The 20,487-nt window shown below is 62.6% G+C and carries 22 protein-coding genes; 9 read left to right on the top strand and 13 right to left on the bottom strand.

The genetic code is table 11. The features are described from left to right. Positions 1 to 38 precede the first annotated feature (38 nt). Positions 39 to 1,163: a methyltransferase gene (locus AC07WT_RS19130; protein WP_494948124.1), complete on the top strand. Its 1,125-nt coding sequence runs from the start codon at positions 39 to 41 to the stop codon at positions 1,161 to 1,163. Positions 1,164 to 1,301: 138 nt separating this feature from the next. On the opposite strand, the gene AC07WT_RS19125 is transcribed toward AC07WT_RS19130, so the two are convergent. Continuing rightward, positions 1,302 to 2,585, bottom strand: coding sequence for a TIGR03862 family flavoprotein (locus AC07WT_RS19125; RefSeq protein WP_492592216.1), 1,284 nt, complete (start codon positions 2,583 to 2,585; stop codon positions 1,302 to 1,304). A 350-nt stretch (positions 2,586 to 2,935) separates the two neighbouring features. Between AC07WT_RS19125 and AC07WT_RS19120 the strand changes: the two genes are divergently transcribed. After that, positions 2,936 to 3,145 carry a DUF1059 domain-containing protein gene (locus tag AC07WT_RS19120; protein ID WP_494948123.1) on the top strand — a complete coding sequence of 70 codons (210 nt, stop codon included), beginning with the start codon at positions 2,936 to 2,938 and terminating at the stop codon, positions 3,143 to 3,145. 94 nt (positions 3,146 to 3,239) lie between these two features. On the opposite strand, the gene AC07WT_RS19115 is transcribed toward AC07WT_RS19120, so the two are convergent. Beyond that, a complete protein-coding gene (locus AC07WT_RS19115; protein ID WP_492592218.1) occupies positions 3,240 to 3,560 on the bottom strand; it encodes a DNA-binding protein in 321 nt (106 codons plus the stop codon). A 380-nt stretch (positions 3,561 to 3,940) separates the two neighbouring features. Here AC07WT_RS19115 and AC07WT_RS19110 point away from each other — a divergent pair, with 380 nt between their 5' ends. Continuing rightward, complete coding sequence (locus tag AC07WT_RS19110) at positions 3,941 to 4,777, top strand: class I SAM-dependent methyltransferase (protein ID WP_494948122.1); 837 nt, start codon at positions 3,941 to 3,943, stop codon at positions 4,775 to 4,777. 79 nt (positions 4,778 to 4,856) lie between these two features. Here AC07WT_RS19110 and AC07WT_RS19105 read toward each other — a convergent pair whose 3' ends face one another. Both AC07WT_RS19105 and AC07WT_RS19100 read right to left on the bottom strand, forming a co-directional pair. Next, the gene (locus AC07WT_RS19105) at positions 4,857 to 5,420 is read right to left on the bottom strand and encodes a DUF1415 domain-containing protein (RefSeq protein ID WP_492592219.1); all 564 of its coding nucleotides are present in this window, start codon (positions 5,418 to 5,420) and stop codon (positions 4,857 to 4,859) included. A 113-nt stretch (positions 5,421 to 5,533) separates the two neighbouring features. Further along, the gene (locus AC07WT_RS19100; protein WP_494948121.1) at positions 5,534 to 6,175 is read right to left on the bottom strand and encodes a TetR/AcrR family transcriptional regulator; all 642 of its coding nucleotides are present in this window, start codon (positions 6,173 to 6,175) and stop codon (positions 5,534 to 5,536) included. 156 nt (positions 6,176 to 6,331) lie between these two features. On the opposite strand from AC07WT_RS19100, the gene AC07WT_RS19095 reads away from it, so the two are divergent. Together AC07WT_RS19095 and AC07WT_RS19090 are read left to right on the top strand one after the other, a co-directional pair. Further along, complete coding sequence (locus AC07WT_RS19095) at positions 6,332 to 7,615, top strand: MFS transporter (protein WP_494948120.1); 1,284 nt, start codon at positions 6,332 to 6,334, stop codon at positions 7,613 to 7,615. A gap of 177 nt (positions 7,616 to 7,792) precedes the next feature. Beyond that, a complete protein-coding gene (locus tag AC07WT_RS19090; protein WP_492592222.1) occupies positions 7,793 to 8,386 on the top strand; it encodes a nitroreductase family protein in 594 nt (197 codons plus the stop codon). 52 nt (positions 8,387 to 8,438) lie between these two features. Here AC07WT_RS19090 and AC07WT_RS19085 read toward each other — a convergent pair whose 3' ends face one another. Beyond that, positions 8,439 to 9,914: an MFS transporter gene (locus tag AC07WT_RS19085; RefSeq protein WP_494948119.1), complete on the bottom strand. Its 1,476-nt coding sequence runs from the start codon at positions 9,912 to 9,914 to the stop codon at positions 8,439 to 8,441. 188 nt (positions 9,915 to 10,102) lie between these two features. Between AC07WT_RS19085 and AC07WT_RS19080 the strand changes: the two genes are divergently transcribed. Continuing rightward, the gene (locus tag AC07WT_RS19080) at positions 10,103 to 11,353 is read left to right on the top strand and encodes an Hsp70 family protein (RefSeq protein WP_494948118.1); all 1,251 of its coding nucleotides are present in this window, start codon (positions 10,103 to 10,105) and stop codon (positions 11,351 to 11,353) included. A gap of 102 nt (positions 11,354 to 11,455) precedes the next feature. On the opposite strand, the gene AC07WT_RS19075 is transcribed toward AC07WT_RS19080, so the two are convergent. Beyond that, the gene (locus tag AC07WT_RS19075; RefSeq protein ID WP_007180251.1) at positions 11,456 to 11,659 is read right to left on the bottom strand and encodes a cold-shock protein; all 204 of its coding nucleotides are present in this window, start codon (positions 11,657 to 11,659) and stop codon (positions 11,456 to 11,458) included. 469 nt (positions 11,660 to 12,128) lie between these two features. On the opposite strand from AC07WT_RS19075, the gene AC07WT_RS19070 reads away from it, so the two are divergent. After that, the gene (locus tag AC07WT_RS19070) at positions 12,129 to 13,724 is read left to right on the top strand and encodes an APC family permease (RefSeq protein WP_494948117.1); all 1,596 of its coding nucleotides are present in this window, start codon (positions 12,129 to 12,131) and stop codon (positions 13,722 to 13,724) included. A 130-nt stretch (positions 13,725 to 13,854) separates the two neighbouring features. Here the strand turns inward: AC07WT_RS19070 and AC07WT_RS19065 are convergent, their stop codons facing one another. The 7 genes from AC07WT_RS19065 to AC07WT_RS19035 all read right to left on the bottom strand — a co-directional run bounded on the left by AC07WT_RS19065 (position 13,855) and on the right by AC07WT_RS19035 (position 20,021). Next, positions 13,855 to 14,640: a DODA-type extradiol aromatic ring-opening family dioxygenase gene (locus tag AC07WT_RS19065; protein ID WP_494948116.1), complete on the bottom strand. Its 786-nt coding sequence runs from the start codon at positions 14,638 to 14,640 to the stop codon at positions 13,855 to 13,857. Between the two features lie 174 nt (positions 14,641 to 14,814). Beyond that, positions 14,815 to 15,414 (bottom strand): UbiX family flavin prenyltransferase, encoded by a 600-nt coding sequence (locus tag AC07WT_RS19060; RefSeq protein ID WP_492592227.1) that lies wholly within the window; start codon positions 15,412 to 15,414, stop codon positions 14,815 to 14,817. 58 nt (positions 15,415 to 15,472) lie between these two features. After that, on the bottom strand, positions 15,473 to 15,784 hold the full coding sequence (grxD, locus tag AC07WT_RS19055) for a Grx4 family monothiol glutaredoxin (protein WP_175151192.1): 312 nt from the start codon (positions 15,782 to 15,784) through the stop codon (positions 15,473 to 15,475). 124 nt (positions 15,785 to 15,908) lie between these two features. Next, entirely contained in the window at positions 15,909 to 16,751 is an 843-nt protein-coding gene (gene prmC, locus AC07WT_RS19050) for a peptide chain release factor N(5)-glutamine methyltransferase (RefSeq protein ID WP_494948115.1), read from the bottom strand. Positions 16,752 to 16,757: 6 nt separating this feature from the next. Further along, on the bottom strand, positions 16,758 to 17,840 hold the full coding sequence (prfA, locus tag AC07WT_RS19045; protein ID WP_494948114.1) for a peptide chain release factor 1: 1,083 nt from the start codon (positions 17,838 to 17,840) through the stop codon (positions 16,758 to 16,760). A gap of 122 nt (positions 17,841 to 17,962) precedes the next feature. Then, positions 17,963 to 19,249: a glutamyl-tRNA reductase gene (gene hemA, locus AC07WT_RS19040; protein ID WP_494948113.1), complete on the bottom strand. Its 1,287-nt coding sequence runs from the start codon at positions 19,247 to 19,249 to the stop codon at positions 17,963 to 17,965. 37 nt (positions 19,250 to 19,286) lie between these two features. Continuing rightward, the gene (locus tag AC07WT_RS19035; RefSeq protein WP_494948112.1) at positions 19,287 to 20,021 is read right to left on the bottom strand and encodes a response regulator transcription factor; all 735 of its coding nucleotides are present in this window, start codon (positions 20,019 to 20,021) and stop codon (positions 19,287 to 19,289) included. 56 nt (positions 20,022 to 20,077) lie between these two features. Between AC07WT_RS19035 and AC07WT_RS19030 the strand changes: the two genes are divergently transcribed. Both AC07WT_RS19030 and AC07WT_RS19025 read left to right on the top strand, forming a co-directional pair. Continuing rightward, the gene (locus tag AC07WT_RS19030; protein WP_494948111.1) at positions 20,078 to 20,224 is read left to right on the top strand and encodes a hypothetical protein; all 147 of its coding nucleotides are present in this window, start codon (positions 20,078 to 20,080) and stop codon (positions 20,222 to 20,224) included. Beyond that, entirely contained in the window at positions 20,224 to 20,478 is a 255-nt protein-coding gene (locus AC07WT_RS19025; RefSeq protein WP_494948110.1) for a hypothetical protein, read from the top strand. The genes AC07WT_RS19030 and AC07WT_RS19025 overlap by 1 nt, the downstream gene beginning before the upstream one ends. Positions 20,479 to 20,487 lie beyond the last annotated feature (9 nt).

The following is a 20,487-nucleotide window of genomic DNA, read 5'->3' as shown; positions in this document are numbered from 1 at the left end:
TCACTGCGTCACTCCCGCAAAACACTTCCCACCTCATCATGACCAGCCCCGCAACCATCACCTGGCCCGAAGCCGACGGCCCCCGCACCGCGCGTTGGCGCTCCGAGGCCGCGGTGCCGCCGCCCAAGCGCGTCGTCCTTGCCGATGACCGCACCACCGCCGACTCCGCCTACCGCCTCGCGTGCGAAGGCACCGCGCTGCTCTGGAACGGCGACTTTCAGAACGCCCGCCAACTGCTGCAAGCGGTGACGCGCCGGCTGGAACGCAAGCCGCGCAAGCAGGGCGAAACGCCGATCGACGCGTTCAACCTGCATCGTCAGGCGCAGTCGCAACGCGCCCGCACGCTCGGCATGATCCTGATCCCGCTCGACGCCGCGTACACGATTCCGCTGCGCCGCGCGCCGGACGTGCAGCAGGCCTGCATCGAAACCTATGGGCCACCGGCCGATGAACCGTCGGTCGTGTCGCTGCGCGAATTGCTCGGGTTGATTGGCGCGCACGAGTGGCGCAAGAAGGGGGTCGACATTCCCGCGCTGGGCGAGCGCATTCATCCGCACTACGGCGTGTTTTCACCGGTGCGCGGTGAATATGTTGATCTGGTCGCAGGCACGCCGTTGCCGTCGCTGAACAAGGCGTTCGATATCGGCACCGGCACCGGCGTGCTGGCCGCGTTGCTCGCCAAACGCGGCATGAAGAAAATCATCGCGACGGATCAGGATCCGCGAGCGCTCGCTTGTGCGCGCGAAAACCTGACGCGTCTCGGTTACGACCAGCAGGTCGATGTCGTGCAGGCAAATCTGTTTCCGGAAGGCCGCGCGCCGCTCGTGATCTGCAATCCGCCGTGGGTGCCGGCGCGGCCCGCGTCGCCGATCGAATATGCAGTCTACGATCCGGACAGCCGCATGTTGCTGGGTTTCCTGAACGGTCTGGCGGAGCATCTGTCGCCTGGCGGCGAAGGCTGGCTGATCATGTCGGATTTCGCGGAGCATCTGGGTCTGCGCACACGCGAATGGCTGCTCGCCGCGATCGACAAGGCGGGGCTGACGGTGGCCGGCCGCGAGGATATTTGTCCGCGGCATCCGAAATCGACCGATGAAACCGATGCGCTGCATACCGCGCGTGCGGCTGAAGTGACATCGTTGTGGCGGCTGAAGGCACGCTAGACGAGGGGCGCGGAGCGGCGTCCGCGCCGCCCCAACCGCAAACCGCAAACCGCAAACCGCAAACCGCAAACCGCAAACCGCAAACCGCAAACCGCAAACCGCAAACCGCAAACCGCAAACCGCAAACAACGCGGCGTGTTACACGGACCCCCCGCGTGCTTCGAGATACGCCAGTGCGCCGCGCCCCGCCACCAGGCCGCTAGCGAAGCAGGCCGTCAGCAGGTAGCCGCCGGTCGGCGCCTCCCAGTCGAGCATCTCGCCCGCGCAGAACGCGCCGGGCAGACGCTCGATCATCAGATGCGCGTCGAGCGCTTCGAACGGAATCCCGCCGGCGCTGCTGATCGCTTCTTCGATCGGCCGCGCGCGCGTGAGCCGCACCGGCAGCGCCTTGATTGCATGAGCCAGCTGGTTCGTATCAGCGAAGGCTTCCTTCGACAGAATCTCGTGCAGCAAGGCGAGTTTTACGCCTCCAATGCCGATTCTGCCGTGCAGATGACTCGACATCGAGCGCGAGCCGCGCGGTCGCGTGACTTCCGCGATGACACGCTCCAAAGTCAAGCCTGGCGCCAGATCCAGCGCGATCGTGACATCGCCGTCGGCCAGAATCCGCTCCCGGATTGCTGCCGACAATGCGTAAATCAGGCTCCCTTCGAGGCCTGTTTCGGTCAAAAGTATTTCACCTTGTCGATTGTGGACTTTTTTGTCTATATCCGTGACCGTGATGGCCACCGGCTTCAGCGGCTGGCCCGCGAAGCGCTCGCGCAGATAGGGGCTCCAGCCGGCATCGAAGCCGCAGTTCGCGGGGCGCAAGGGCGCCACCGGCACCTCGCGCGCACTCATCAGCGGCACCCAGGCGGCGTCCGATCCGAGCCGTGGCCAGCTTGCGCCGCCGAGCGCGAAGACAACGGCATCGCAAGCCAGAGTTTGTTCGCCTTCGGGCGTCGCGAAGCGCAGGATGTGGCGGGCGGCGTGGCTGCCTGCCTGATTGCTCTGTTCGCTCCAGCCGAGCCACTTGTGGCGCATATGAAAGCGCACCCCGGTTTCTCTCAACCGATGCAGCCATGCACGCAGCATCGGCGCTGCTTTCATATCGGTCGGAAAAACCCGGCCTGAACTGCCGACAAAGGTCTCGACGCCGAGCCTGTGCAACCAGGCACGCAACGCGTCGGGCCCGAAGGCCTCGAGTAGCGGCGCGATCTGCGGGCGGCGCGCGCCGTAACGGTCGAGAAACGGCTCGAGCGCCTCGGAGTGCGTGATGTTCATGCCGCCTTTGCCCGCCATCAGGAACTTGCGGCCAACCGACGGCATCGCGTCGTAGACGTCAACCTGCACGCCATGCTGTGCCAGTGCCTCGGCGGCCATCAGACCGGCGGGGCCGCCGCCAATCACGGCGACGCGAGCGGAATCGAAGGAGGGTGACATGCGGTCCTGCAGATGAGCGGAGAGGCGGCGCGTTTGCCGGATGCGGTGATCCGGCGGCGCGAAGGGCGCTATTTTCACACCGCTGGCACGTCCGGGCAAACGGGCGGCCTGCCAGGCTGGCTGAAAATGTCTGAATTCGGGCGTTTCGGCATTCGCCGGACTCGCGCGCGTTTCTATCCAATTCGCATGCACGAACTATACTTTTCAAACACCTTCTATCGGACGCCGTTCGCGTCTTTCCCACGCCAGATCTGCCCAATGCCTGCATGCCGCTCCACGCTGCCGCCGCCGCATCGTGGCCTCGCGACATGGTTTGCGTGCGGGCTATTGTTTAGATGAAGGAGACTGTCATGACCCGCAAATACATCGACTGCCGTGAATTCCCGAGCGAAACGAATTGTACGGTTGCCATGTCCGCCGACACCGACAACGAATTGCTCGACGCAGCTGTGCAACACGCCGTCACGGTTCACAAACATACGGATTCGCCGGAACTGCGCGCCCAGCTCAAGACGTTGTTTCATGAAGGCACGCCACCGGTCGACGCGCCGCACAGGTGATCTGTTTTTCTGCGAGCACAGATAGAACTGGACCCGGATGCAGGCTGGCGAAAGCGGGCAGCGCAGCGCCCGCTTTCGTCGCGGCGTGGCGGATTCAGCCGGGGTAAGCCTCGTCCACTTTGAGGCCGGCCAGCTTGAAAATGACCCGCAGCGTTTGCGGTTTGATGTCGCGGCGCGAAGCGAGCGTCGTCATGACGAAGTCGAGCACTTTCGCGTATTTGAGCATCGTCAGGCAGGTTTCCATGTCGACGCTGCCGTCGCGCATGACTTCGGCGAGACGCAGCATTTCGGTGGAGATATCGCGCGCCATCTCCAGTTCGAGTTGCTGTTTCTCCGACCACGCGGGCGTGGCAGTGAGCTTGGCCAGCATTTCCTGAAACTTCTGCTCGGCGTTTCCGTTGGGTATCGTATCCATTGCCGCCTCTTCTATTATCCGAGCGCGCTTCCGTTTGAGATCGCGGCGCGCTGCCGGTTACGTAACGTTCGGCCCGTGTTCCGGGTCTGTCCTCCCCATGCATTCGGTTCGCGTGATCGACGCCACGCCCGGCAGCCTGTTGTTATGCGTGTTCCGGCCTGGGCCGCCAGGCGAGCCGGCACGCATGGTGTGTTGCGCCGCTTTGGAGACGTTCCGCATACGATCTGTTGAGCAGGAAGTGTTCCAGGTTGCGGTGTTTTTCGTACGGTCTACGCGGCGACATAGGTGAGCGGGCTGCGCTTTGGGTAAACTGGCAGCAATTTTTCACTTTTTCCGTCATCTGTCGCACGTTCGCGTTGCAATCGATGGCGGTTCCCACGATGTCCAGCAAAACCCACGAAATCCGTCCGAACCAATCCGTCGAACTGTTGAAGGAGCTTCATATCCTGACGCGCGACGGCAAGATGAATCAGGACAGCCGCCGCAAGCTGAAGCAGGTCTACCACCTGTTCCAGTTCATCGAGCCGCTGCTCAAAGAGATCAAAGACAAGCAGGGCGCCGTGACGCTCGTCGACCACGGCGCAGGCAAGTCCTATCTAGGTTTTATCCTGTATGACCTTTTCTTCAAGGAGTTTCAGGGCGCCGCTGGTGGGGCTTCGCACATATACGGCATTGAGACGCGCGAGGATCTGGTGACGAGATCCGAGGAGCTGGCCGCCCGGCTTGGCTTCACGGGGATGTCGTTCCTGAACCTGTCGGTAGCTGATTCGATTACTTCGGAGCGGTTGCCCGCTGAGATCGATATCGTGACGGCGCTGCATGCGTGTAATACAGCTACTGACGACGCGATTCGGTTTGCTTTGGAAAAGCGCGCCAAATTTATTGTTGTGGTGCCTTGTTGCCAGGCTGAAGTGGCTGGCGTTTTACGGCAGAACAAGAGTAAATCGCTTGGGAATGCCTTGACGGAGATCTGGCGGCATCCCTTGCATACCCGGGAGTTTGGGAGCCAGATTACTAATGTTTTGCGGTGCTTACAGCTGGAAGCTCATGGGTATCAGGTGAGTGTTACCGAGCTCGTCGGGTGGGAGCATTCCATGAAGAATGAACTCATTATTGCTCAGTATAAGGATTTACCGAGGCGGCGGCCTGCTGAACGGCTTAATGAAGTGATGGAGACGCTTGGGATTGGGGCGTTGAAGGAAAGGTTTTTTGTATAAGGATTATTTCCCGGCAGGAGCTATTTCTTGTGCCCCTTCGGCGTTCGCCTTTCCTTGAGTTGATGTGGGGGAAAACCAATCACTCCCCACCGCGTTCCATCAATTCATTCCAGCCTGCAAGGCCAAGTTTTCTGAGGGTCTCCTGATTCCGCTCATAAATATCTTCGGCATCAGGAAAAGCCCGAACAGCCCGTTCAATGCTATCTTCCCGAAGCAGATGCAAAATAGGATACGGCGCCCGATTGGTATAATTTTCAATATCATTCGGCTCGCTGCCTTCAAACTGATAATGAGGGTGAAAACTTGCGATCTGCAAAACCCCTTCAAGTCGAAGCTGCTTGAGCATCCTGTCAGCAAAAAACAGGCAATCGTTATATTCGAGAAAATCCCCGAGCGCCTGCGGAAAAATCAATAAAGTGGTGTCCACTGCCTCGGGATCGGCCGCCACCAGCGCCTGAAGCTCGCTTTCGAGGTCGATCAAAACCTCTTCCATATCTACAGCTTCACTAACGGCATAGCGAATCTGCCCCTTCACATGCACGGCCTTGGCAAAAGGGCACAAATTGAGCCCAATCACCGCCCGTGTCAGCCAATGACGAGTGGCAGCAACAACAGCATCACGAGATTCGGTAGACAGCGGCATGGCAGGGCGGAAACGGAAGAGAAAACGTTATCTTACCGGGTCATTACGTGGTCATTACCTAGCTAATGCCGGGCCAATGCCGGGCCAAAGCGGGCCCACCGTGGCTCAAAAGTTCAAGCCGCAGGCGCCGAACCGCATGAAGCGGCGATCAACTGCGCCGCCACCTTCGGCGCGGCGAGAATCGGCCCGCAGCCCGGCCCGTAAGTCTGGCTGGCGGCGTACACGCCTTCGATTATCAAACCGAGCGCGTTCGCCAAGGCCACCGGATCATCCGCGCCCGCAGCCGTCGTCAATTCCGTGAGCCGCGCCATCAGCCGCTCCTTATTGCGAAACACGAACTGGCGTGCCGGATGCGAGGCGTCTGGAAACTCCACCGACACATTCACGAACGGGCAGCCCCGGTAGTCGTCCAGCGACGCGCGCACCGCCAGGTCGTCGAAATACTGCTGGAGCTGCTTTGCCGGCTCGCCGGGATGCTTCGCAAAGCTCTTCTCGACGTAACCGAAAAACTGCTGGTCCTTGCGTTCCAGATAAGCCAGCACCAGTTCATCCTTCGACGAAAACTGGCGGTACAAACTCATCTTGTTCACACCCGCTCGCTCGACCACAGCGTCGACGCCCACCGTTCGCACGCCCTCGCGATAGAACAGCTCGTCCGCGGCGCGTAGCAAGTGCTGCTGTGCCTGCGGCCCGGCGGTTTGCGTGCCGCGCGCACGCCGTGCACCAACTGGCTTGGGGGTTTCGCTGTCGGACATGGAGTGCCACCTGAATTGAATTGACGCCTTGACATGTTACCGACCAGTAACTAATATCGCAACACCCATTGTGACCGGTCTGTCACAAGTCCTTTACCGAAATCGTAACAATGCGAAACGGCGCGGCCTGCGGGATACGCGTCGATTGGAGAACCAATGAACTGGGCAGCGAGACTGATTGGCGGGCGTTTCCACTACGGCTGGTTGACCGTGGCGGTGGTGTTTCTGGTGTTGCTCGCGGCGGCCGGCACGCGAGCGACGCCGAGTGTGATGATGGTACCGCTCGAGCATCAATTCGGCTGGAGCCGCGCGACGATTTCGCTCGCGATTTCCGTGAACATCGCACTTTACGGCCTGATGGGGCCGTTCGCGGCCGCGGCCATGCAGCGCTTCGGCGTGCGTCCGACGCTGCTCGCCGCGCTCGGCACGATGGCGGCGGGTGTCGCGCTGTCGTCGCTGATGACGCATCCGTGGCAGATGGTGCTGATCTGGGGCGTGATGGTCGGCGGCTCGACGGGTGTGGCGGCGTTGTCGCTGTCGGCGACGGTCGTCACGCGCTGGTTCACCACGCGCCGTGGTCTTGTCATGGGCATTCTCACGGCCAGTTCGGCGACCGGCCAACTGGTGTTCCTGCCGATGCTTGCGGCCATCGCCCAGCACTACGGCTGGCGCCAGGTCGTCTGGGTCGTCGCCCTCGCGGCGGCTGTCGTGCTGCCGCTTGTCGTGTTCCTGCTGCCGGAGCGCCCAGCCGACATGAAGCTGCGTCCGTATGGCGAACCGCATGACGCGCCGGCTGCCGCCACCGTCACGAAGCAGAATCCGTTGGCCATTGCGTTCGGCACGCTTGCCATGGCCAGCAAGACGCGCGATTTCTGGCTGCTGTTCTTCAGCTTCTTCATTTGCGGCGCGAGCACCAACGGCTACGTCGGCACGCATCTGATCGCCATGTGCGGCGACTACGGGATGACCGAAGTGCAGGGCGCATCGCTGCTCGCCGCGATGGGCATCTTCGACCTGTTCGGCACGACATTGTCGGGCTGGCTGTCGGACCGCTTCAATAGCCGCGTGCTGCTGTTCTGGTACTACGGCCTGCGCGGCTTGTCGTTGATGTATCTGCCGCACGCGTTCGGCATCGATTTTTTCGGTCTGCCGCTCTTCGCGGTGTTCTACGGGCTCGACTGGATCGCCACCGTGCCGCCTACCGTGCGTCTCGCCACCGACGTCTACGGTAAGGATTCGGCCCCGGTCGTGTTCGGCTGGGTGGTCGCCGGTCACCAGCTGGGCGCGGCGTTCGCGGCGCTCGGCGCGGGCATGCTGCGCGCGAGTCTCGGCACCTATACAGTGGCGTCGATGATTTCGGGCGGCTTGTGTCTGGTCGCCGCCGTGATCGTGCTGCGCATCAACCGGCCAGCGCGGGTGCCGGAGCCGCAGGCGATCTGACGCCGCGCATCAAAGCAAATCGCTGGAACGCCAACGGCCCCGCACGGGGCCGTTTTTCATCGCGCTCTACGTGAAATCTAACTGCGCACTTGATGGAGCGCGCGCGGCGAAGCCCGGTTATGCTATGTGGCCCGGGCAAGCCGCCCGTCGATCATGAATTTCGACTGAGAGAAGCGCATGACCAAGAAACCCGCCCCTACCGCAGTTGCCATTCACGAGCTGATTGCAGGCCGCTGGAGCCCGCGTGCGTATTCGAGCGAGCTGGTGAGCCGTGAGCATCTGCAAGCGGTTCTCGAAGCGGCACGCTGGGCGCCGTCGTCGTATAACGTGCAACCGTGGCGTTTCCTCGTATTCGACCGCAGTGCCGATGAAGTGGCGTTCAAGCAGGCGTTCGCCACGCTGGTGCCGTTCAACCAGGGTTGGAATGCGCCGGCGCCGGTGCTGATCGCCGTCACCACGCACACGCTGACCAGCAAGGGAGAAGTGAACCGTAGCGCGTCGTACGATGCGGGTGCGGCGGCGATGTCGCTGGTATTGCAGGCGCACGCTCTCGGTCTTGCCGCGCATCAGATGAGCGGCTTCGATGCGAAGGCGTTTCGCGCGGCATTCAAGTTGCCAGACGACGTCGAGGTGATTGCGATCATTTCGCTCGGCCATTATGGCGACGTCGACAAACTCGATCCGGTGTTGCGCGAACGCGAGAAGTCGGTGCGTCAGCGTCTGCCGCTCGCCGACATCGCTTATAGCGGCGGCTGGAAGAAGGCGTTCTGAGCGTCCCGCAACCGCAGTACCGAGAAACGCGCGGCGCTTACCGCGCGTTTTTTTATTCGATGTCGTCCGTGACGGCCGAAAGCGGCGTGGCGACATGCTCCAGCGATTTGCGCTCGGCATCGACGCCCCAGATCGCGGCGATCACCGCTGCCGCCAGCATCAGCCCCGAGCCGACCAGATAGCCCAAATACACCTCGCTGCGCTGATGCGTGTCGATCAGCCGGCCAAAGAAGGCGGGGCCGGCGATGCCGCCGAGCGCCGTGCCGAACGCGTAGAACACCGCGATCGCGAGGGCGCGGATTTCGAGCGGAAAGGACTCGCTGACCGTCAGATACGCAGAACTGGCCGCGGCCGACGCGAAAAAGAAGATCACCATCCACGCGATTGTCTGCGTGACGACGGTCAGTAACTGCTGTTCGAATAGATAGCCGCTCAGCGTCAGCAGGATCGCGGAGAGTGCGTAGGTGGCCGCGATCATCTTGCGCCGCCCGATCACGTCGAAGAGCCGGCCCAGCACCAGCGGCCCGAGGAAGTTGCCGAGCGCGAACGGCAACAGATACCAGCCGATGCGCTCGCCCGGCACCTGATAGAAATCGGTGAGCACCAGCGCGTAGGTGAAAAATATCGCGTTGTAGAAGAACGCCTGCGCGGTCATCAGCGACAGTCCGACCAGCGCGCGGCGCCGATGCCGGTTGAACAGCGTGTCGAACACCTCGCGTAGCGGCGTATGCCCGCGCGTGCGCAGGCGCAGCCCCGTCAATCCGTCGTCCACGAGTTGGTGGCCACCGTCGCGAAAACGCGTTTCGATGCCCTCGACGATCGAGCGCGCGTGGTGTTCGCCACCGTGCGTGAGCAGCCAGCGCGGGCTTTCCGGCACCCACATGCGCATCGGCAGGATCGCCAGCGCCAGCACCGCGCCGATAAAGAAGCAGGCGCGCCAGCCCCAGTCGGCAGGCAGCAGATGCGGATCGAGCAGTACCAGCGAACCCGCCGCGCCCAGTCCCGCGCCGATCCAGAACGTGCCGTTGATGCCCAGATCGGTCCAGCCGCGCACACGCGCCGGGGTGAATTCCTGGATCGTCGAATTGATCGCAGTGTATTCGCCGCCGATGCCCGCCCCGGTCAGAAAGCGAAACAGCAGAAAGCTGGCGAGATTCCACGACAGCGCGGTGACCGCGGTAGCGGCCAGATAAAGCGTCAGCGTGATGAAGAACAGCTTGCGCCGGCCGAGGCGGTCGGTCAGCCAGCCGAAGCCGAGCGCGCCGAGCACCGCGCCGGCAATGTACGCGCTGCCGGCGAGGCCCACTTCGGCGTTGGTGAAGTGCAACGACGGGCTAGACTTCAACGCACTTGCCACGGCGCCCGCCAACGTCACTTCAAGGCCGTCGAGCAGCCAGGTCACGCCCAGCGCCACGACGATCAGCGAATGGAAGCGTCCCCACGGCAAGCGGTCGAGCCGCGACGGGAGATCGGTTTCGATGACAGCGGAGGTTTTTTCGTGGACAGAGGCGGAAGGCGGCGCGCTCATTGCTATAAGTCTCCTGATTCTCGAAAATTGGCGGCGTATCCTGTCCGAACGAGCAATTTTCGTTCCGCAGAGTGGTCCTGGTCATGATTGCGGCCGTTCCCGCTGCGTCGGTTGATGCTAATTGGGCTTTCGTGATACAAAGCCGCTCTCCTTTCTGTCCGCGCCAGCCGTGAGCGGCGATTCCTGCCATGAACTATTGCGCGATTGACTTCGGTACTTCCAATTCGGCCGTCGCCGTGCCTGACGGCGCTGCGCTGCGGCTTGCGCCGGTCGAAGGCGCCTACACGACGCTGCCGACCGCGGTCTTTTTCAACACCGACGAAAACACCCGCGAATTCGGGCGCGCGGCGCTGGAGGCCTACATCGACGGTTTCGACGGCCGCCTGATGCGCTCGATGAAAAGCATTCTCGGCTCGCCGCTCGCCGAGAATTCGACCGATCTGGGCGACGGCTCGGCGATCAAGTACACCGACGTGATCGCGATTTTCGTCGACCATCTGAAGCGCTCGGCTGAAGCCAGCGCGGGCGGTCCGATTAACCGCGCCGTGCTGGGCCGCCCGGTGTTTTTCGTCGACGACGATCCGCGCGCCGACCAACTGGCGCAGCAGCAGCTGGAAGCGGCGGCGCGCTCGGTCGGCCTGCGCGAAATTCACTTCCAGTATGAGCCGATCGCCGCGGCGTTCGACTACGAATCGCATCTGACGGAAGAGGGCCTCGTGCTGGTGGCCGACATCGGCGGCGGTACGTCGGACTTTTCACTGGTGCGGGTCGGGCCGGAGCGGATGAAGCGCGTCGAGCGTAAAGACGACGTGCTGGCCCATCACGGCGTGCATGTCGCGGGCACCGACTTCGACCGCCGCGTCGAGCTCGTGACGATCCTGCGCGAACTCGGTTATCAGGCGCTCGATCCGGAAGGCCGCGAGATTCCGAACCGGATCTACTTCGATCTAGCGACCTGGCACCTGATCAATACCGTCTACGCGCCGAAGCGCATCAGCGAGCTGGCGCTGATGCGGCATCTGTTCACCGAGGTCAAGCATCACGACCGGCTGATGCGGGTCGTGGAGCGCCGCCTGGGGCATGCGCTGGCGGCGCACGCGGAAGAGGCGAAGATCGGCGTGGCGGCGGGCGGCGAGACCGTGATCGATCTCGATCAGGTGGAAGACGACTTGCGCCTCGCGTTCGACGAAGCTCAGCTCATCAAGGCCGGTCAGGACGAGACGCAGCGCATCGTGCAGGCGGCGCGCGACACCGTGCAGGCAGCCGGCGTAGCCACGCGCGACGTCAGTGCGATTTACTTCACTGGCGGCTCGACCGGTCTGGCGTTTCTGTCCGGCGCATTGGCGGCGGCTTTTCCGGATGCGAAAGCGGTATTCGGCGATCGTCTCGCCAGCGTTGCAACAGGCCTTGGGATTCACGCACGGCGAGTGTTCGGATAACCAGTCGCATATCGCGAAGATAATCTGTCTACCTAATAGAAACAGATATAAAAAAACCCCGCCGAGGCGGGGTTTTTTGCGTCCAGAAGGAAGCGTGCTTGCTTACACCGGCTTGATGTTAGCAGCTTGCTTGCCCTTCGGGCCCGTCTTCACTTCAAACGTGACCTTTTGGTTTTCTTGCAGCGTCTTGAAGCCTTCCGTACGGATTTCCGAGAAATGCGCGAACAGATCTTCGCCGCCGCCGTCCGGCGTGATGAAGCCAAAGCCCTTTGCGTCATTGAACCACTTGACGGTACCGGTTTCCATATTACTTGTTCCTAAAGATGGTGAATAAGGCCGAAGCCCAATGGGTGCATGAAAATCAAGGAAGGGGGTAATGGGACCAACCGGAGTACCGTTGATGGGCGAACTACGAAAGACCAATTCACTCGCCGCTTGAAATCCTGCCCGAACGTTATACGGCGATTTCGAGAGAAGGTCAACAGTCTCCCCACATCTTTACAAAATTTTGGCAGATGAGAGCAAAAGTCGCTTACAAACCTTGCTATTCATCTCAAAATTTTGCTAGGGAGAACCCTTAGTTCTGCTGCAGCGGCAGGGTGCAACCGTTAAACTACGCGCCGCGCACCGGTTGCACCGGTCGCGCATGCATGAGCGTCACCTCGTATCCAGCGCCACAAGCGATGTCACGCGGTGCCGACATGGTTCTGGCTGCAACTTGCATGGGACCGGAGTAAGCGCTAAAGCACTAACTCCGGTCGACACAGGAGAAGACGTGAAAAGTTCTATACAACGGAACATCGGGCCGTTCGCGCTGCTGCTGACCGGCCTGGGTTCGATCATCGGCTCGGGCTGGCTGTTCGGCGCGTGGAAGGCTGCAAAAATTGCTGGGCCGGCTGCCATTTGCGCATGGGTAATCGGTGCGGTCGTGATTCTCGCGATTGCGTTGACCTATGCCGAACTCGGCGCGATGTTCCCGGAGTCCGGCGGCATGGTGCGCTATGCGCGCTATTCGCACGGCGCGCTGGTTGGCTTCATCAGCGCGTGGGCCAACTGGATCGCCATTGTTTCGGTGATTCCGATCGAGGCAGAAGCATCCATTCAATATATGAGCACGTGGCCGTATCCCTGGGCGCACGCGCTATTCGTGAACGGAGAGCTAACAACCAATGGGCTCTTGCTGTCCGCCGCATTGGTGATCATTTACTTCCTGCTGAACTATTGGGGCGTCAAGCTGTTCGCGCGCGCCAATTCGGCGATTACGATCTTCAAGTTCCTCATTCCGGGTGCGACGATCGCCGGCCTGATGCTGACGGGCTTCCACAAGGAAAACTTCGGCGAAGTGAGCACTTTCGCGCCGTACGGCTGGTCGGCTGTGCTGACGGCGGTGGCGACGAGCGGCATTGTGTTCGCGTTCAACGGTTTCCAGAGCCCGATCAACCTCGCCGGTGAAGCGCGCAATCCGGCCAAAAGCGTGCCGTTCGCGGTGATCGGTTCGATCCTGCTGGCGTTGGTGATCTACGTGCTGCTGCAGGTTGCGTACATCGGCGCGGTGAACCCGAGCGACGTGCTGAAAGGCTGGGGCCACTTCAACTTCGCATCGCCGTTTGCCGAACTGGCGATCGCGCTGAACCTGAACTGGCTGGCGATCCTGCTGTACGTCGACGCGTTCGTGAGTCCGAGCGGCACCGGCACGACCTATATGGCGACCACCTCGCGCATGATCTACGCGATGGAGCGCAACAATACGATGCCGAAGATGTTCGGCAACGTGCACCCGTTCTACGGCGTGCCGCGTCAGGCTATGTGGTTCAACCTGCTGGTGTCGTTCATTTTCCTGTTCTTCTTCCGCGGCTGGAGTTCGCTGGCGGCGGTGATTTCGGTCGCGACCGTGATTTCGTACCTGACCGGCCCGATCAGCCTGATGGCGCTGCGCCGCTCGGCTACGGATCTGGAGCGTCCGCTGCACATTCCGGGCATGAAGGTGATCGCGCCGTTCGCGTTCGTCTGCGCGTCGCTGATCCTGTACTGGGCGAAGTGGCCGCTGACCGGCGAAATCATTCTGCTGATGGTCGTTGCGCTGCCGGTGTACTTCTACTTCCAGGCGAAATCCGGCTTCAGCGGCTGGAACCGCGATCTGAAGGCAGCCTGGTGGCTGGTGGCCTATCTGCCGGTGATGGCGCTCCTGTCGCTGATCGGCAGCAAGGAGTTCGGCGGCCACGGCATCCTGCCGTACGGCTGGGACATGCTGGTGGTGATCGCATTCTCGCTGGTGTTCTACTACTGGGGCGTGAATACCGGCTATCGCTCGGAGTATCTGGACGAGCGTGAGCAGCACGACGAAGTGCTCGAAAGCATGAGCGTGCATTAAGTTGCCGCGCTGATCCTGCCCGCCGGATCGCGGTCCGGCAGGGCATGACGAAAAAAGCCCGCCTGAGTTGCTCAGGCGGGCTTTTTCGTTGTTGCGTCGTTGGTGCGTTGTTGTTGCGCCCTTATTTCAGTCAGGCGGTGCCGAACACATAGTTCGTCATGGCCAACGATCGCTGGTAGGTCCCGAGCGACTGGATTGCCAGCGAATAATCGTCGTCGGCCGCGCCGAGCGCCGCGAATACCGGCAGCAGATGCTCGTCGGTCGGATGCATCAGCACCGCGTGCGGCGCCTGGCGGCGGTAGTCGAGCAATGCGTCGACGTCGTGCGCGGCGAGCCTGGCCTCGAACCAATCGGTGAATTCGGCGACGCGCGGATCGGCGTCTTCCGGCCGCGCGGAAAAGTCGGCGGCGCGCAGGTTGTGCGTGATCTGGCCCGAGCCGATCACCATCACGCCGTCGTCCTTCAGCGAGCGTAGCGCTCGCCCGACGCGGAAATGGTGCGCGGCGTCCATGTGCGGCTGGATCGACAACTGCGCGACCGGCACGTCGGCGTGCGGAAACATCAGCAGCATCGGCACCCATGCGCCGTGGTCGAGTCCGTGCGGCTCGGCACCGGCGAGAATGCCGTGCTCGCCGAGCAGCACAGCGGCGCGGCGCGCCACGTCGGGCGCGCCCGGAGCCGGGTACTGAATCTCGTACAGCTGACGCGGAAAACCGTAGAAATCGTGGATGGTCTCAGGCGCGGTGGACGTGCTCGCCACCGGCTGCGCCGTCCCCCAGTGGGCCGACAGCATGAGTACGGCCTCCGGACGCGGCAATTGCGCCGACAGCGCGCCGAATTCGGCGGACGGCAGCGACGGGTCGATCGGCAGCGTGGGCGCGCCGTGGGAGAGGAAAAGCGACGGTAATCGGTTCATGGCAGCAACACCGCCGCGTGAGCGCGGCGCAGAGGTTGGGTTGCTACCAATATAGGTCCGCACCGGCGTTTGATAAACGGGTGAAAAGAGAATTGATTGTGTCGTGACTGTTATTAATCGACGCAACGCGGCATGACGCGACACCGTATGGCGCCAGCGCATGGGAGGCGGCAACTATTCCTGAGCGCCGCGCAATCCCCGCCACGCCGGCGACAGCGCCGGGCCGAGCGCGAACAGATCCAGCACGCGAGCCACTGTGTGATCGACCATTTCGTCGATCGAAGCCGGCTGGTTGTAGAAGGCAGGCAACGGCGGAAAGATCACGCCGCCCATTTCGGTGACCGCAGTCATGTTGCGCAGATGCGCAAGGTTGAACGGCGTTTCGCGTACCAGAAGTACGAGGCGGCGGCGTTCTTTCAGCGTGACATCGGCGGCGCGGGTGATCAGATTGTCGGAAAGGCCGTGCGCGACGCTGGCCAGCGTTTTCATCGAGCAAGGGGCGACCACCATGCCGTCGGTCGCAAACGAACCGGACGCGATGCTCGCGCCGACGTCGCGGACCGAATGGACAACATCCGCGAGCGGATGCACGTCTTCTTTGCTCAGCTGGAGTTCGTGCTGGATATTGAGCCAGCCGGCGCTCGAAATCAGCAGGTGGCTCTCGACGCCGCCCAGTTTGCGCAACGTCTCGAGCAACCGGATGCCGTAGATGGCGCCGGTCGCGCCGGTGATCGCGACGATCAGCCGACGTGGCGCCGCAGCGTGTGTTTCCATGGCTTGCGGCGCCTTATCGCGTGGAGGTGCGTGAAGCAGACGTTCGGACGGCGGCCGTTCAGGCCGCGGCAAACAGCTGCTGCAGTTCGCCCGATTCGTACATCTCCATCATGATGTCCGAACCGCCGATGAACTCGCCCTTCACGTAGAGCTGCGGAATGGTCGGCCAGTTCGAGAACTGCTTGATGCCCTGGCGGACTTCGTCGTCTTCGAGAACGTTGACGGTTTTGATTTCACCGACGCCGCACGCCTTCAGGATCTGGATGGCGCGGCCGGAAAAGCCGCACATCGGGAACTGGGCGGTGCCCTTCATGAAGAGCACGACATTGTTTTCGTCGACGATTTGCTTGATGCGTTGTTGCGTATCCATGACTGACCTTGCGGTTTCGGTATGTGTAGGGGATAGGCTGAAATGATAGCGGATTTCGGTAAGACCGGCCGAGGGCTGCGTTGGCTTCACGGCCTTCGTCTTCGTGTCCATGAGGCCGGCAAGCTCAACCGGGCAACCGCCCGCCGCTGATCCGTTCGATGCCGGCGAGATCCTGCTCCGAGCGTACTTCTGCGAATCCTTGTGCCGAAAGCAGCGCGCGGACGGCTTCTGCCTGATCGTAACCGTGTTCGATCCACAATACGCCGTCGGCGCTCAAACGTGTTGGCGCGCCGGCTACGATCGCGCGGATCGCGCTGAGACCGTCGGCTTCGTCGGTGAGCGCGCCGCGCGGTTCGAAGCGCAGATCGCCTTCGGACAGGTGCGGGTCGCCGCTCGCTATATAAGGCGGATTACTGATGATGACGTCGAAGCGCAGCGTGGCGTCGAGCGCCTCGTACCAATTGCTTTGCGTGAGCACCAAAGCGCCGCCCGGACGCCGGGCGTCGAGCAGACGCGTGGCATTGCGTGTGGCGACCCCTAGCGCTTCGGCGGAACGGTCCAGTGCCCAGACCCGCGCGTCCGGCCGCGTCGACGCAATCGCCACTGCGATCGCGCCGGTACCGGTGCCGAGATCGAGCACACGCGGCCGCGAGATCCCTTCCATCGCCGCCAATGCGGTTTCGACCAGCAGTTCGGTTTCGGGACGCGGTATCAGCACGTCCGGCGTGACGTCGAAGTCGAGCCCGAAAAACTCCCGCGCTCCGACCAGTTGCGCCACCGGCTCGCCGGCTACGCGCCGCGCTTCCAGCGCCTGGTAGAGGGCGACCGCAGCCGCGTCCAGTGCATCGTCGCTGCGCGTAATCAATTCGGTGCGCCGCCAGCCAAGCACGTGCGTCAGCAGAATGCGCGCTTCGAGCGGCGGCAGGGGCGAGGCGCGCAACAGCGCGGCGGGCGTATCCGGACTCATCCGCGCTTAGTCCGCGTCGCCCAGCGAAGCCAGCAACTCCGCCTGATGTTCGCTGACGAGCGCCGCGATCAATTCGTCGAGATCGCCGTCCATGATCGCGTCGAGCCGATACAGCGTGAGGTTGATCCGGTGATCCGTCAGACGCCCTTGCGGGAAGTTGTACGTGCGAATCCGTTCCGAGCGATCGCCCGAGCCGATCAGGTTCTTGCGCGTGGCCGCTTCCTTCGCCTGCTGCTCGTGCGCCTGCTTGTCCTTGATGCGCGCGGCCAGCACCTTCAGCGCGCGATCCTTGTTCTTGTGCTGCGAACGGTCGTCCTGACATTCGACGACGATCCCGGTCGGCAAGTGCGTGACACGCACGGCCGAATCGGTCTTGTTGATGTGCTGCCCGCCCGCGCCGGACGCGCGGAATGTGTCGATCCGCAGATCAGCCGGATTGATCTCGACTTCGCCGATTTCGTCCGCTTCCGGCATCACCGCGACCGTGCACGCCGAGGTATGAATGCGGCCCTGCGTTTCGGTCGCCGGCACGCGTTGCACGCGATGGCCGCCGGACTCGAACTTGAGTTTCGAATAGGCCGCTTCGCCGGCGATCCGCACGATCACTTCCTTATAGCCGCCGAGATCCGATTCGCTCGCCGACATCATCTCCACCTGCCAGCGATTGCGTTCGGCAAAGCGCAGATACATGCGCAGCAAGTCGCCCGCGAACAGCGCGGATTCGTCGCCGCCGGTGCCGGCGCGGATTTCGAGGAAGATGTTGCGGTCGTCGTTCGGGTCTTTCGGCAGCAGCATTTTTTGCAATTCCGCGCCGAGCCTGTCCATCCGCTCGCGCGCCGCGCGGATTTCATCTTCGGCGAAGTCGCGCATCGACGTGTCCGCCAGCAGGTCCTGCGCGGTCGCCGCGTCGTTCATTGCCTGGCGCCACAGCGCGTAGTGTTCGACGACCGGCCCGAGCTCGGCGTGTTCGCGCGTGAGCTTGCGGTATTGGTCGAGATTCGCGGTGATGTCCGCGCGGCTCAACAGGTCATTCAGTTCGGCCAGCCGGGTAGTGAGCTGGTCGAGCTTGCGTTGCATGCTCGTTTTCATCGGACGGGTTTCGGAGCGGGCTCCGGAAAGGACGACGACTAGGGAAGTGGGCAGATGCCCTGAACAGAAGCACGTCGCGGGCCACTTCGCGTGGCGCGGACGGCGCGGCAGTGGCTGCGCCGCTAACGCTCCGAAGAGCCGGAGTGTTTGTAGAAGCCGCTCATCAGTTCGATGAGCGTGTCACGGTTTTCGCTGCTCGCGCGATTCAACGCGTGCGTCGGCCCGTGGATCAGCTTGTTGGTGAGCGATTGCGACAGCGCCTCGAGCACCGCGGCCGGATCGTCGCCGCGCGCGAGCATTTTCTGCGCGCGTTCGACTTCGGCGCGGCGCAGCACGTCGGCCTGCGTGTGCATATGACGGATCACTGGCACGATGCTGCGCGCGTCGAGCCATTGCATGAAATTCTGCACGCGCGTATCGATGATCGCTTCGGCTTGCGCGACCGCGGCTTGCCGCGAAGCATTGCCTTCGCGGACGATCGCGCCGAGGTCGTCGACGGTGTAGAGGAACACGTCTTCGAGCTGGCCGACTTCAGGTTCGATGTCGCGCGGCACAGCCAGATCGACCATGAAAATCGGCCGGTGACGGCGTGCTTTCACCGCCCGTTCCATGGCGCCCAGACCGATGATCGGCAAGGTCGAAGCGGTGCACGACACGATGATGTCGAACTCGTGCATCCGCGTGGGCAGTTCCGACAGCGGAATGGCGCGCCCGTTGAAGCGTTCGGCGAGGCGCGTGCCGCGCTCGGCGGTGCGGTTCGCGACCACCAGTTCGCGCGGCTGCTGGGCGGCGAAGTGGGTTGCGCACAGCTCGATCATTTCGCCCGCGCCGATGAACAGCACGCGCTGGTTCGAAACCTTGTCGAAAATACGCTGGGCGAGCCGCACGGCGGCCGCCGCCATGGAAACCGACTGCGCGCCGATTTCGGTCGTGCTGCGCACTTCCTTCGCGACGGCGAAGGTGCGCTGGAACAACTGGTTCAGATACGTGCCGAGCGCGCCCGCTTCGGATGCGGTGCGCACCGCATCCTTCATTTGTCCGACGATTTGCGTCTCGCCGAGCACCATCGAATCCAGCCCCGACGCGACGCGGAACGCGTGGCGCACGGCTTCCGACTGCGGCAGCGCATACACGTGCGGCGCGAGTTCGTTGACCGGCAGGTTGTGGTACTTCGAGAACCACTGGATCGCGGCTTCGCGCGCGGCCTGGTCGTCGGTCGCGCAGTAGAGTTCGGTGCGGTTGCAGGTGGACAGGATCGCCGCCTCCGGCGCCGTACGGGCGGTGCGGCCGAGCCAGGCGCTCTTGAAGGTGTCCAATGCAGGCTTGATCTGTTCGAGCGGAAACGCCACGCGTTCGCGCAAGGCGACAGGCGCAGTGTGGTGATTGATTCCGATCGTTAGAAGCTGCATATGGGGAGCTATGGTTTAGCCCAATATTATAGCGTTTTCACGATTCTTTCATTCTGCTCGCCTCACCGGCCTCCACAACGTCTTCCGGCGGGACTGCGTCGAGCTGGTAGCCGTAGCCGTAGAGCGGCGTCAGGCAATAGCCGTGCTCGAGGCGCAGTTGCAATTTGGTCCGCACGCGCGAGGCATGAGTGTCGACGGTGCGCGACTTTTCGTCACGGCGACGCGTCCACACGGTTTCGAGAATATGCGCGCGCGATACCGGCCGCGACAGATTGGCAAACAGCAGCAGCGCAAAGCGATATTCCTTTGGCGTCAGTGTCACAGTCTGGCCACGGAACGTGACGGAGAACTGTGCGGCGTCGAACGCATAGCCGCCGATGACATTGCGCCGCCGGTTCTGCGGGCGCCGCAGGCCTGCACGGCGCAGCAGCGCGTCGACTCGCGCCAGCATTTCCGGTCCGCGAACCGGCTTGGTCAGGCAGTCGTCCGCGCCGGCGTGCAGCGCGGCGACGATCTGGCTTTCGCGCGGCTCCGAGATCAGGACGATCACCGGCAGGCTCGGCAGAATGGAACGGACGCGTGGAATCACGTCTTCGGCGGAGCGATCGCCGGCCCAGCTTTCGGTGAGGAGAAGATCGAAGAATTCGTCGGCGGCGCAGCTCAGGAACGGCGCGCTGGCGGCGAAGTGCTGGCAGGCATGGCCGCCGGCAAAGATCAGCCGGCCAACCAGTTCAGCGTGACGCAAGTCCGGCTCGATAAGGGCGATTCGCATGACGCCTTGTCAGCAGGCCACGCACCGGCGCTAGGCTTCTTCGTAAGGCTTACAGCTTGCCTAACATCACCCCGCCCCCTAAACTCGACCGCTATGCGGAAAGCGCCGTGCAGACCTATATAGTGAAAGAGACAAAAATGCTAACTGCCCAGGTGCCGTGCGGCCATGAGACGATTCTGAAAATGCGTGAGGCCGATCGCTGATGGGATGGCCCGGAATCGTAGTGCTCGGCGCGGTGATCGGCCTCACGGGCTGGTGGCTGCATCCGCTGCGCCGCTCGAGCCGCGCGCAATGGTGGCTGGCGTTGCTGGCGGGCGTGCTGGGCGCGGCTGTCGCCCGGATGGCCGGCAACGTGGTGGGTCTCTTTCACGATGGTGATACGCTCGAATGGCCGGTGTGCACCGCCATTGCGTTGATCGCCGTTGCCGTGACGGTCGGCTTGCTTTCCCGTCGATGAATATTTGCA

Source organism: Paraburkholderia sp. GW821-FHT02A12, from assembly GCF_059422005.1.
The sequence above is the reverse complement of the archived record's forward strand: the minus strand, read 5'-3'. Positions and strand labels throughout refer to the sequence as shown.

Bases quoted from the DNA above. Each gene is read 5' to 3' on its own strand.
- AC07WT_RS19090 (WP_492592222.1), top strand. From the start codon at position 7,793: ATGACCAAGAAACCCGCCCCTACCGCAGTTGCCATTCACGAGCTGATT.
- AC07WT_RS19105 (WP_492592219.1), bottom strand. From the start codon at position 5,420: ATGCCGCTGTCTACCGAATCTCGTGATGCTGTTGTTGCTGCCACTCGT.
- AC07WT_RS19065 (WP_494948116.1), bottom strand. From the start codon at position 14,640: ATGAACCGATTACCGTCGCTTTTCCTCTCCCACGGCGCGCCCACGCTG.
- prmC (WP_494948115.1), bottom strand. From the start codon at position 16,751: ATGAGTCCGGATACGCCCGCCGCGCTGTTGCGCGCCTCGCCCCTGCCG.
- AC07WT_RS19075 (WP_007180251.1), bottom strand. From the start codon at position 11,659: ATGGAAACCGGTACCGTCAAGTGGTTCAATGACGCAAAGGGCTTTGGC.
- AC07WT_RS19110 (WP_494948122.1), top strand. From the start codon at position 3,941: ATGTCCAGCAAAACCCACGAAATCCGTCCGAACCAATCCGTCGAACTG.
- AC07WT_RS19060 (WP_492592227.1), bottom strand. From the start codon at position 15,414: ATGGAAACACACGCTGCGGCGCCACGTCGGCTGATCGTCGCGATCACC.
- AC07WT_RS19130 (WP_494948124.1), top strand. From the start codon at position 39: ATGACCAGCCCCGCAACCATCACCTGGCCCGAAGCCGACGGCCCCCGC.
- prfA (WP_494948114.1), bottom strand. From the start codon at position 17,840: ATGAAAACGAGCATGCAACGCAAGCTCGACCAGCTCACTACCCGGCTG.
- AC07WT_RS19025 (WP_494948110.1), top strand. From the start codon at position 20,224: ATGGGATGGCCCGGAATCGTAGTGCTCGGCGCGGTGATCGGCCTCACG.
- AC07WT_RS19035 (WP_494948112.1), bottom strand. From the start codon at position 20,021: ATGCGAATCGCCCTTATCGAGCCGGACTTGCGTCACGCTGAACTGGTT.
- AC07WT_RS19125 (WP_492592216.1), bottom strand. From the start codon at position 2,585: ATGTCACCCTCCTTCGATTCCGCTCGCGTCGCCGTGATTGGCGGCGGC.
- AC07WT_RS19100 (WP_494948121.1), bottom strand. From the start codon at position 6,175: ATGTCCGACAGCGAAACCCCCAAGCCAGTTGGTGCACGGCGTGCGCGC.
- hemA (WP_494948113.1), bottom strand. From the start codon at position 19,249: ATGCAGCTTCTAACGATCGGAATCAATCACCACACTGCGCCTGTCGCC.
- AC07WT_RS19080 (WP_494948118.1), top strand. From the start codon at position 10,103: ATGAACTATTGCGCGATTGACTTCGGTACTTCCAATTCGGCCGTCGCC.
- AC07WT_RS19115 (WP_492592218.1), bottom strand. From the start codon at position 3,560: ATGGATACGATACCCAACGGAAACGCCGAGCAGAAGTTTCAGGAAATG.
- grxD (WP_175151192.1), bottom strand. From the start codon at position 15,784: ATGGATACGCAACAACGCATCAAGCAAATCGTCGACGAAAACAATGTC.
- AC07WT_RS19095 (WP_494948120.1), top strand. From the start codon at position 6,332: ATGAACTGGGCAGCGAGACTGATTGGCGGGCGTTTCCACTACGGCTGG.
- AC07WT_RS19085 (WP_494948119.1), bottom strand. From the start codon at position 9,914: ATGAGCGCGCCGCCTTCCGCCTCTGTCCACGAAAAAACCTCCGCTGTC.
- AC07WT_RS19120 (WP_494948123.1), top strand. From the start codon at position 2,936: ATGACCCGCAAATACATCGACTGCCGTGAATTCCCGAGCGAAACGAAT.